General features: G+C 58.5%; 10 protein-coding genes and 2 pseudogenes. 6 read left to right on the forward strand and 6 right to left on the reverse strand.

The features are described from left to right. Positions 1-559: 559 nt before the first annotated feature. A complete protein-coding gene (locus tag NZK35_RS10600; RefSeq protein WP_259632509.1) occupies positions 560-985 on the reverse strand; it encodes an acyl-CoA thioesterase in 426 nt (141 codons plus the stop codon). Positions 986-1169: 184 nt separating this feature from the next. Between NZK35_RS10600 and NZK35_RS10605 the strand changes: the two genes are divergently transcribed. Next, on the forward strand, positions 1170-2168 hold the full coding sequence (locus NZK35_RS10605; RefSeq protein ID WP_259632510.1) for a 6-bladed beta-propeller: 999 nt from the start codon (positions 1170-1172) through the stop codon (positions 2166-2168). A gap of 397 nt (positions 2169-2565) precedes the next feature. Next, positions 2566-3075 carry an acetolactate synthase gene (locus NZK35_RS10610; RefSeq protein WP_095739476.1) on the forward strand — a complete coding sequence of 170 codons (510 nt, stop codon included), beginning with the start codon at positions 2566-2568 and terminating at the stop codon, positions 3073-3075. A gap of 54 nt (positions 3076-3129) precedes the next feature. Here NZK35_RS10610 and csrA read toward each other — a convergent pair whose 3' ends face one another. Next, positions 3130-3354, reverse strand: coding sequence for a carbon storage regulator CsrA (gene csrA / locus NZK35_RS10615; RefSeq protein WP_095739475.1), 225 nt, complete (start codon positions 3352-3354; stop codon positions 3130-3132). A gap of 490 nt (positions 3355-3844) precedes the next feature. Beyond that, a pseudogene (fliW, locus tag NZK35_RS10620) lies at positions 3845-4270 on the reverse strand (flagellar assembly protein FliW); the annotation flags it as partial. A 147-nt stretch (positions 4271-4417) separates the two neighbouring features. On the opposite strand from fliW, the gene NZK35_RS10625 reads away from it, so the two are divergent. The 3 genes from NZK35_RS10625 (at position 4418) to NZK35_RS10635 (ending at position 6399) form a co-directional block, all read left to right on the forward strand. Continuing rightward, positions 4418-5050: a zinc ribbon domain-containing protein gene (locus tag NZK35_RS10625; RefSeq protein WP_259632511.1), complete on the forward strand. Its 633-nt coding sequence runs from the start codon at positions 4418-4420 to the stop codon at positions 5048-5050. Next, positions 5047-5898, forward strand: a complete 852-nt coding sequence (locus NZK35_RS10630; RefSeq protein WP_259632512.1) for a class I SAM-dependent methyltransferase — start codon at positions 5047-5049, stop codon at positions 5896-5898. The genes NZK35_RS10625 and NZK35_RS10630 overlap by 4 nt, the downstream gene beginning before the upstream one ends. Before the next feature lie 150 nt (positions 5899-6048). Next, positions 6049-6399 (forward strand): hypothetical protein, encoded by a 351-nt coding sequence (locus NZK35_RS10635; protein WP_259632513.1) that lies wholly within the window; start codon positions 6049-6051, stop codon positions 6397-6399. Positions 6400-6406: 7 nt separating this feature from the next. Here the strand turns inward: NZK35_RS10635 and NZK35_RS10640 are convergent, their stop codons facing one another. After that, complete coding sequence (locus NZK35_RS10640; protein ID WP_259632514.1) at positions 6407-7819, reverse strand: ArsB/NhaD family transporter; 1413 nt, start codon at positions 7817-7819, stop codon at positions 6407-6409. Between the two features lie 286 nt (positions 7820-8105). Here NZK35_RS10640 and NZK35_RS10645 point away from each other — a divergent pair. Further along, positions 8106-8639 (forward strand): annotated as a pseudogene (locus NZK35_RS10645) (Uma2 family endonuclease). 162 nt (positions 8640-8801) lie between these two features. Here the strand turns inward: NZK35_RS10645 and NZK35_RS10650 are convergent. Together NZK35_RS10650 and NZK35_RS10655 are read right to left on the reverse strand one after the other, a co-directional pair. Continuing rightward, positions 8802-10478 (reverse strand): hypothetical protein, encoded by a 1677-nt coding sequence (locus NZK35_RS10650; protein ID WP_259632515.1) that lies wholly within the window; start codon positions 10476-10478, stop codon positions 8802-8804. A gap of 184 nt (positions 10479-10662) precedes the next feature. Further along, positions 10663-10788 (reverse strand): hypothetical protein, encoded by a 126-nt coding sequence (locus NZK35_RS10655; RefSeq protein ID WP_259632516.1) that lies wholly within the window; start codon positions 10786-10788, stop codon positions 10663-10665. Positions 10789-11198: the final 410 nt, after the last annotated feature.

Raw genomic sequence — 11198 nt, forward strand, 5'->3', positions numbered from 1 at the left:
GATGTGGCATTCCGCGCACCTTCGGCGACCTGCCAGCTGGGGCGGGACGGTCGAAGATTTCCGATTGGGTAAAAAGTTCAGATTGCTGCCAGCGCGCCGTCGCAACCGGACCGCCGACGCCCCCTGCCGCCGACTTTGGCGACACGTGAGATCGCGGCCGCGAACCGGGTATCCCGGAGGGATTTCAGCGAGTAGCCGGAGGTCAGCGCAGCGCCACCTCCGGAGAGCCGATCGTGGGATACCCACCGACCCCGGACGGGGTCGCAGCGAATCAATCCGCCGGCTGTGTCGCAGACCGCCATTGCGAACGAGTTGATTGGGATGCTTTTCCGCTTGCGCCGGCCCGGTCCGAGGGCCCGTTCGCCCTTTGCTTCGACACCCTCCGGGGTCGCGTCATGCGGCTCACCAGAGATCCGGAGGTGTCGCTGCGCTCACCTCCGGCTACCAGCTTTGACCCCGTTGGGGTCATGCAACGTGCGACGCACGAAAGGGGGCAGTGGATTTAGGCTCGCGCCCCAGCGCCAAAAAATGCTTTGCGGCGTTGCCTAACGGGCGAGCTTCACTGCCGGGCCAAGTCCAGATGCTGGGCCAGGTCCAAAAATTTCGAGGGCAGTTTTTTGGGGCGGCCGTCGGGTCCCACGCAGGCGATCGTCGAGTCGGCCGAGGCGATCAGCGTCTGGTCCCGAAAGACGTCGTAGTGGTGGCGTAAGCGGACCTTGCGAATCTCGGTCACCACGACGTCCAGTCGCAACCAGTCATCGAACTCGGCCGCGGCGTGGTATTGGACGTTCATTTCGGTGACGACCAGCAGCCGGCCGGAATCTTCGACGTCTTTGTAACGCACCCCTCCGGCGCGAAGCATTTCGACGCGGGCGTCTTCAAAGAAGTTCAGGTAATTAGAATGGTGCACGCGTCGCTGGCCATCGGTCTGGTGGTAGGCGACACGAAACTCATGGGAGTAGTGAAGGAGGGTGTCTGCGGGCATCCTGGCGTCTTGTCCAAATCTAGTTTTCGGGCCACCCAGCCGTGGTCTGGCGGGGGTCTCGTCGCATCTTATACCCGATCGCCCCCTAGCGCCCCACTGGCCGCGGCGCGAGGTACAATCGGCGGGCGGTCTTCCCCCATCCCTGTCTCTTTTTTCCCGCCTCGCCCCACCGACATTCAGCATCATGAACCGAATCCTCCCACTGCTTACGTTTTCGCTTGCGTTTGTTTTCGCCATGCCCGCCTGGTCCGCCGATCCTGTTCGGATGGGATGTGGCGACATGACCTTTGACACCGTGCCCGGTTGGGGACTGCGAGCCGACGGGAACTCACCGCTGGGGTCGACCCATGGCGGCGTCGTCGTCGACCGGCAGGGAAACATCTACACCAGCGCCCAAGCCGGCGTGTTCGTGTTCTCCCCTGAAGGTGCCGTGATTCACACCTACTTGGGGCCGGAGTACGCGAACATTCACGACATGGAAATCCGTCAGGAAGACGGCGAAGAGTACATCTATGGGGCGCGGAACAAGGATGCCGAGGGAATCAAGTTTCGTGTCCGCGGCGGCGACATCGTTCTTAAACTGCCGTTTCCGCAAGAGTCGGGGCTGGACCTGAAAAAGTTCAGCCCGACCGCGATCACCGTGGCCGCCAACGGAGACATCTATCTGTCGGACGGTTACGCCAGCAACAACATCTTCGTGTTCGACAAAACGGGGACGTATCTGCGGCACTTTGGCACCAAAGGGAACGGACTGAAAGAGTTCAATACCGCGCACGGCATGACCCTGGACACACGCTACGAACCCAACCGCCTGCTGATTTGTGATCGCAATCACCAGCCCAAGGGCCGCTTGTTGCACTATGACTTGGACGGAAACTTCATCGAAGAAGTCATCACCGGGTTGGGCATGCCGACGTCGGTGGCGATCCAAGGTGACTATGTCTCGGTGCCGGATCTGCACGGACGATTGGTGATCCTGAACAAGACCAACACGATCATTGCCGTGCTGGGCAATAACCCCGATCCCGCCAAGGGACGCAGTTTTAACATCCCCCAGTCCGAATGGGTCGAGGGCGTCTTCAGCGGGACGCACGGTTCGTATTGGGACAAGGACGGCAACCTGTACGTCCAGGATTGGAACGTTTCGGGTCGGTTGATGAAGCTGGTCCGGGTCAGGGAGTAATACCGGTGCTGTCCGCGTCGACGGGCAGGAAGGGGCGATGGGCAGGAAGGTTGGTCAAAAAATTGGTTGGTCAAAAAATAAGAAAAGAGACACAGCACACGGGTACGAGTGAATCAACGAGGAGCATTCACATGGGCCGGGCTGAACCACAGTTGTCGATTCATTGTCTCGTTGGGGGGGCGACGAATGATATCTGCCTTCCCCTGGCGAATCTCTTCATTTTTTGACCACCAAATTTTTTGACCCATTCCACGTCGCCCAACGGACGCGCTGAATCAAATGGGGTGGCGTTCAGCGAGACGTGACGAAAAATCGCCGAATTGACCTGCGAGACGGGAAAAGCGTACACTAGGCCGATGGCAACGCGAACGTAGGCTGCATTCACGACGAGGCTGTGATGGAATCTGACGACGGAAGTGGTGCGGCGACCAAATTTGATACGATGCGGGGCCGCAATTATCCGGCACTCCGCCAATTCACCATCTTCTTGGAAAACCGCGTCGGACAACTCTTGGAAGTGGTCCGGCGATTCGAAGGGACGGGAATCCGCATCTGCGCGTTGTCGATCAACGACGCGGCCGAATGCGCGTTCGTCAGATTCCTCGTCAACGACGCCGACCGCGGTCGAGAGATCCTCGAACGGAGCGGGTTGGCGTTGATTGAAACCGATTTAATCGGCGTCCAGCTTCCCGAGGGGCCTCAACCGCTGCTCCGCGTCTGCACCGCGTTGCTGCAGGCCGAGCTGAACATCATCCAAACGTATCCACTGATCGTCCGACCGCTCGGCAAGCCGGCAGTGGCGATCATGGTGGAAAACATCGAAATGGCGATGGAGACATTGATCGAGAAAGGATTCACGATCATCACCGAGGGCGACTTGGACGACAATCCGACCATCGATCAATAGCGGACTGTGCCGCGAATCACGAACTGTGCTGACGCAGTCGGGGTGACCGCGGGCCTAATCGCGAGGCGGTTTGACGTCTTTGGTCGCGGCGGCACTTGTCTGTGACGAGCGTCGATTTTCACGTTGGATCGCGTCGTAGACTTCTTGTCGGTGAACCGGGATCGACTGTGGGGCTTCGATACCTAAGCGAACTTTATCGCCGCGGATATCGACAATCGTGACAACGACATCGTCGCCAATCATGATGCTTTCGTCGCGGTGTCGGGATAGGACCAGCATATTGGCCTCGACATCATTGAATTCTAAAGGAAACAGAAGGAGGTTACATCAACGATTGAACCACCCGAGTCGGCATGTTCTCCGACGCGACCGAATCGCGGCGGAGAAAGGTTTCCATGGACTGGAAAGGGTGATTCAAGATCAGCAGACCCCGTCGCGTCCTGCGTACGTGCCCCCTGACAACCTGTTCATCGGCGCAGCGGTCCCAGCATTTGACAACGTTCTGAGGAAGTCGGCGCATGCCGGTCATGCCGATTCATCGCGCCTGCCGGGTTGGAACGAAATTCCCAATCTGATGGGCGTTCGTCGGCCCCGCTGGACCCTGGAGCTCCGCCCAATAGAGACAATGCCGGCGATGTTAGGCCAATGCCATCGACTTTGGCATTGGGCGTTACGCCGCGCGATTGATCTGCCCGATCAGGCTGGATGACGTTGCCGCGGCAACCGCAGCGGCCGCCGTGCTATGGCCCTCGGTCAACGGCACCACCAGACTTTCGGACTGCAACGACGACACGCCTTGCTGCAACGGATAGTCGTTGTCTGTGATTACCTGGCAACCCAGCCGACGGCTCAGATTCAACAGAATGGGCGAACGCAGATTCGTCGTCAGCTTTCCGCTGTGCCCCGAAACCGTCGTCAACACGTACAACTCCGTGCCCGGTCGCATGTGCAATCCGGCCAGCTCGCGACGTGAAACCTGAACGCGATAGTCCGGAAAGAACGCCCGAGGGCTGATCAGCGGTAGGGCCCGATCCCCACGTGATGCCGATTGCAACCACGCCACCGCCGGATTCTCCGAATCAGGAAGCAGTGCCCAATCGCGCAGTGTTTCCATCCCGATCAGTCCTGCGGGAAAAAGCAGGAGCTGGTCTTGATCGACAGTAATGTTGCCAAAACGCTGAGTTTCGATCCGCATCGGAATGGCTCGGTGGCGCTAGAGAGATTGGGTGTGCCTACACTATCGTTATCGGCGGAGTCCCTTTCGAAATCGACAAAATCGGACAAGAACTCGAAATCGGTGCCAGCCGGGCACAAAAGCCAAGGTTTTCCCGCAGAGTGTTTCATGATCCTAATCGGCACGATGAACCTGACTCGGACACGCCAGACGGGGCAGTTCTACTGCCCCACGTGTCGCTGCGCCCAAGAGTATCGTCTGCGGTCTCGGCGACCGTTTCTGACGCTGTACTTCATTCCCGTCGTGCCGATCGGCGCCGCCGAATGGTTTGTCGACTGCCGCGGCTGTCGCGACAAGTGGGATCCGACCGTGCTGCAGATGGACCAGCGTGAACACGAACAGGTTCAGGCCGAACAGTTCCAACGCGAAGCACTCCGCAGCGCCGTCCTGGTCGTCCTGGCCGACGACCAGATCAGCGGCACCGAGGTCAAGGTGCTCCAACAGATCGCCCAGCAACTGCTCGGCCGCATGATCGACCGAGAGGAACTGGGTGAACTGTGCTCGATCGCGCAGCAGAACAAGATTCGCGCGGCCAATTATGTGATGACGGTTTCCCGGCGTTGGAGCGAAGCACAAAAGTCCGAGGCGCTCCAGGCGATGTTCTTGGCCGCGACCGCAGAAGGTAAGATGGACGGGGCACAACTCCAGGTCATGACCCAGATGCGTGACATCCTGGAATTGACCGAACAAGAATATCAATCGGCGATCGAAGCCGCTTTACAAAGAGAACTGGTTGAATGAACGCGCTCGTTTCTCCGCGGACACCCCGCGACACCGGCAATCGGCGGTATTTGATTCAGACCGTGGTGGCCATCACATTGCTGTCGTGCCTGGGGTGTCCGGCATCGAAACGAAACGATCTCGATTATTCCTATGATGTCGAACAGTACGTCGTGTTGCCCGAACTGGCAGAGGTCGACGGTCAACCGCTGGTTCAATTTGAAAGTGTGTTCTGGGAGCCCGACGACACCACGTCGCTGCGGAAGCTGATTGTCGAGGACCAGATCGCGGCGGGACGCAGCGTGCTGGAAATCGGTACCGGCACCGGCCTGTTGTCGTTGTTGTGCTTGGCCAACGGAGCCCAGAAGGTGGTGGCCACCGACATCAATCCAGCGGCAGTCTCCAACGCCCGCTACAATGTGGCGATGCATCAATTGGACGAATCGTTCGACGTGCGCCAGGTCTCGCCTTCGGATCCGAGTGCGTTTGCGGTCCTGCGACCGGAAGAACGGTTTGATTTAATTGTGTCCAATCCGCCGTGGGAGGACGGTAAGGTCGCTGCACCGTCCGATCATGCCTTTTACGACCCCGATTTTGCACTGATGGATTCGCTGCTGGCCGGGTTGCCAAAACATCTCAACCCGGGCGGACGCTGCCTTTTGGCATACGGGCATGCTCCCGCAATCACGCGTTTGTTATCCGAGGCCGATGCACTGGGATACCAAACCAAGGTGCTCGATGACCGAGATGTCGATCAGTTGCCGCTGAATTTTCTGCCGGGCATGTTGATCGAAGTGCGTTTGGGGCGTAATCAATTCCCCAAAGTTGACGCTAGCAGTGGTGATCCACCTGCAACGGATCTCCGTTAGCGGGTTGCCGCAAAAAACTTGCGATCAACGGCTCGCAGCCATTACCATGGTGTGAGCGGCGGATCGAAAGTCTTGTCCTTTTTAGTCCGTTGAACACTCTCGCAAGAGGGTGACCGCTTTCTTCGAACGTAACGCGAGTCGGAATCGCCCATGATCCACTACACCTGTGATCGCTGCAAACGCACGATCGATCCGGAAACGGAACCAAGGTTTGTCGTCGAGATCGATGTTCGTATGGCCAATGTTGTTGAGCCAAACAGTGACCAGGGAGACGACCTGGATCAACTCGCTGAACTGCACGATCAGTTGCAGCGAGAACTCAATGCCGAAATCGGCATGTGTCTGCACGACACGCTCGACGAAATCGACGACGTCCTGTGCGGAAGAGAGCTCGACGAAGGTCCCGAGCAGTATGACCTTTGCGAACAATGCTACGAAGCATTCGCCAGCAACCCGCTCGGTCGCGAAACCACCGTCGGCTACGGCTTCAGCAACAACTGAAGCAATCTTAGGACAACGCCGGCGTCCATCCACTGGTGTAGTGGAACAACACATAAACAATCGCGCCGGCGACCTGCAACAACATGATCAAACCCCCGATCTTCAAGAACGTTCCCCAGCCGACATGCACACCGGCTTCCTTCTTGAGCGCGTAGATCGCGATCACGCAGGAGATCGATCCGATCGGTGTCCCGTTGCCGCCCAGGTTGCAGCAAATGATCAGGGTCCACCACAGCGGTTCGATCGGCACCGTGCCATCGGCCGCGATGTCCTTGACGATCGGAATCAGCGTCGCGGCAACCGGGATGTTGTCGACGATGCTGCTGGCAACCGCCGAAAAGACGCCCAGCAGCGGAACCAACAGCGTTAACTCATTCCCCGACAACTCGATCACTTGCTCGGCCACCCAAGCCAACGCGCCGGTTTGTTTCACGCAACCGATGATGATGAACAGACCCATGAAGAACAAAATCACGGTCCAGTTCACCTTGCCGATCGCATCTTCGACACCCTTGCCCGCAAACAGCAGCGCCGCGGTCGCGCCCACCATCGCAATGAAATCCATTCCCACGCCCATCTGCTGCGCAAACACAAATCCGATCACCGTCAGCGCTAGGATCGTGCCACTGCGAAACAGCACGCGGTTGTCCTCGACCATCGCCCAGGGATCAAACGTCTCGATCTGAGCACGCAGTGCTTCCTGTTGCTCCGCGGTTTGCTTCCACGGCAAGTCATTGCGAAAGAAGAAACGCAGTGCCGCGATCGCGATCACCAGTGAAACCACCGCGTACGGCAAGCTGACTTGCAAGAAATGGGCATAGGGGATTCCCGCTGCCGTACCGATCATGATGTTCGGCAGCCCGCTGGCAAACGTGGCGATCGCGCCACTGTTGGCACAGATCGCCACACTCAGCAAGAACGGCATCGGCTTGTAATTCAGCGAGCGACAGATCACCAGCACCAACGACGAAAGGATCAACATCGCGGGAACAATCGTCAGCACCGCGACGAACAAGAACGTGACCAGGCACAGGGTCAGATACAGCTTGGACGCCGACCCACCGGTGAAGCGGACAATCCACATCGACAGAAAATGAAACAGCCCACTCTTGCCGACCACGTCGACCAGGATTCCGGTGCCGATGATCACGCCAAAAATATTCAGGTCTTCCTTCAAGAACTCATACAGCTTCGGGTACTCAAACAGACCCAACGCCAGCCCGAGCACCACCAACACCGCCGCACCACACAGCGCCGCGACCGTTTTGTGAAATCGCTCGATCGCAACGCCCACGTAGGTGGCGCACATCACGGCGGCAAACAGCAACATCACGCCGGCGGAGGCGGGTTCGATCGGAGCTTCCTCCACCGAACTGGCAAGCAAGGGAGGACCGGTAAACAAAGTGTCGATCAAAATCATTCGAAGACCTGCGACGCAGAAACGGATTTGATCTGCATACCGTACCACCGAACCGCCAAAACACGCTACCTGGGAACCTTCGGATCGGTTTCCCGCCTGCCGGCGCGTCGGTGGAAGCAGCCGATCTCTTGTTAGCGGCAGGGCGCGAGCCCTCCGGTCGTTCGGGGTGTTTCCATGCCATCGCCGATCCGGCGGCCGGCTGTTTCGCTTGGCCGCGACCCGGCACCGCAATTAAATCGAGTGTCTTCACCGCAAACCGGCAACCGTTCCCACAGAGCACGTCTCGATGAGTACCGCACCACGCTACATCCCGCATTACACGCTGGAAGACTACGCCCGCTGGGAAGGCGACTGGGAGCTGATCGACGGCGTCGCCATCTCGACGGGGCCGTCACCGTTCGGACCGCACGAACGCGTCATCTCCCGTTTGTCCTTCCAAATTCAATCTCAGATTCGACAGCATCAATGCCCCTGCGAGGTGTACACCCATCTGGACTGGATCATCGGCGACGACACCGTGATCCGCCCGGACCTGATGGTCATTTGTGGCGACTAGCCTGAAAAACACCTCCAACGGCCACCAGAGCTGGTCGTGGAGGTCTTATCGGACTCCACCCGCGGCCGAGACCTGACGCCAAAACGCACGCTGTGCCGTGAGAACGACGTCCCGCATTATCTGATCATCGACCCGGCGGAAAAAACGATCGAGCACGTGACAGCCGCCGGCAGCGATCACCCGCCCCACAACGCCCCGCTGCAACTGTCGCTCGACAAGGCAAACTGCAAGATCGCCATCGATCCCCCGTCCCTCTTCGACTGAAGTCACTTCGCCGCCATCACTCCGCCCGTATCATTCTGCCCCGTATCCCTACGACGTGATACACAAACTCGGGTTTGAAGCGGTGCTATGCGTCGTCATCATCGTCAGCGTTCAACTCGTCCGGCGAAAGCAGAAAGACATCCGCCCAGCCGGATTCCCGGATCAACCGTTGGGCAGGAATCCCCGTATAGGGAACACGAATGACCTCGCATATTGGCGGACTCGATACAGTTCGCGTTTGATTTGCCAGACTCCGCGGTGCGGCATCCAAGTGGCGATCAACTGGGCACAAAAATACGCCAAGATGCTGATGGCCGATCCGATCCAGGCTTGGGCTGCATACGGCCGGTTGACGACCAGATGCATCGCAGCATAGAGGGTCGCCAGCACGATCAGATGCAGCAACAGACCACGTCGAGCGACCCCGACGTGCCACCAACGTTTCGGCCACCCCAGCGTCAGCATCAGTGCCAGGAAATTGACCACGACTACCACCATCAAATCGTCATCACGCTGCAGACCATTGAGCTGCAGAGAACCGCCCCATAACCCAATCGCGATCGGCAGAAACGTGATCCGCGGAAGACGAGAAGCACCTTCGTGGGACGTCGATTCCGCGATCAAGCTCTGCCAGTATCGGCTCGGATCGACTCCCGATGCACGCGAGCTGTTTCGAATTGCTTCACTGGTCGTCGTGTCGCCCTCGCCAAAGATCCACGTGACGAATTCTTGTTCGACTGGTGGGAGCGACGCGCGTGGAGCGAGCAGACGCAACTGCAGTTCGTCGGTTTCTTTTCCTTTGTGATTCAGCACAGGCTCGACCGAAAGCTTTCCTTCGCTCTCCAGCCGCGACAACAGATCTTGTAATGAGGACGGCCGCGCCGATGACTGAAAATAGGTCTGAACCTCATCGGGAGTAAGCGAACGGAGCCGCTCGGCGACGGCGGAGGCGTCGAACCGTTTGCCCGCCGTCAGTGCTTCAAAGATCAGGTACACCAAAAAGAGAATCGGCCCCAAGACCAGAACAGCCACCACCGATTCCACTCGCGTCTCATGTTGCAGTTCGTTGGTGGCCGAAGGTCGTCCGGCGGGCAGGTACTCGAACAGTCGTCGGACACGGTATTCGATATCGGGGGTCACGCGCGCCAGTTCCGCCGTCGCATCCACCTCGCGCCATGCCGAATCGAAACGAAGATTGTAATTCAGCTCGAACGCGGTCTCGCGGTTTTCATCGCGTTCGGGAAACAGCACGGAGTGATCGAGACGATACCGCCGGTCGGGCGCAGGCCATGCCTCTTTGGCGTCGGCAACGATGGACTTCCATCGACGCCATGGGCTGCCAAATCCGTCTTCCGGCGTCAGCGGATCCCAGCCCGCACCCAGTCCCCAAGCCGGGCTCACCGCATGGACCAGTTCATAGTCCAGGCGATAGCGGAGTTCCGTCTCTCCGGTGACCTCGGGATAGCGAAAGTAAATGTGGCCGCGCCGATAGTATCGAAACTGATCGGGGCCATCGACCTCGCGATTCGCCGCGCCGCGATCGAGGAGCGGCGTCTCCATCCCATCGTCACCGATTCGCGTGATTTTGAGTGACGCGATCGACTGATCCACGCTCAACCCGAAGGACCGAAAACCGCTTTCATGGCCTTGGTCGATTCGATGGTCATGCGTTTCAGTGACCTGGAAACGTCCATCGTTCGCCAGATGGCCGTCGACGGTGATGCGTGTCAATTCGGCCGCCGCGGTACCACACAATATGGACGAAACCACAAGCATCCATGTGAATGTGACGATCCAACCTTGCGGCCGATGGGCCCAAACCCCGACTTCAACAGTCATCGGTTCCGACGCCTTGCTTGTGTGCTTGAACTGAAGCCTCCCAGCGATGGTGATGACCGATGGATCGGGGGGCCAAGGAAGTTCAGATTGAGCAAATCATATGGCTCTGCGAGATCAGAAAGAAGCGTCTATTTGCCGTAATCGTCAAGAAATCCTGGCTCATGTTTGCAAACCAATGATTCCGTCATGCGATAAGTCCCGCTTGCAGTCGCAGCTTTCGCGCGAAGGGTCGTCTGCCAGAGTTCATGTCGAGGTCCTCCTTGTAACCACGAATGCCAATGATGTTGCCTTCGTCGTTGACGTACGCCATGGCTCGCTCGCTTTCGTTCAAGCAAGTCGCGTGGAATTCTGCGATGGCCTTGATGGGGTCGGCGAGGATCGGCCGGCCCTCCATGACGCGACAGCTTCCGCTCAAAGTCAAGCGACGGAATCAACCAACCGCCGCGAAAGTAGAAAACCGCTTCGGGATCAATCGTTAAAGTCAACGCACGCTCTGTTAACCAACGCGTGAGTGTTTTTCGCCTCTCGCCTTCTCTCGGACTGCCACCGGAGGGTCACGGGTGACGGCGTCAGTCCGGCTCGGCGAAAGCCAAAAAACGTAGGGGAGAGTGGGTGGCCGGTTCGGTGGCGTTGGTGTCTAGGTTTTAGCCGATCTTTGTCCGGGCGTGCGAGCGCCGAAGGCGTCGCGGAGAGGCGCCTGAAGGCCAATACCGCTAAGTT

The organism is Stieleria sedimenti, from assembly GCF_025060895.1.
Taxonomy (GTDB): domain Bacteria; phylum Planctomycetota; class Planctomycetia; order Pirellulales; family Pirellulaceae; genus Stieleria; species Stieleria sedimenti.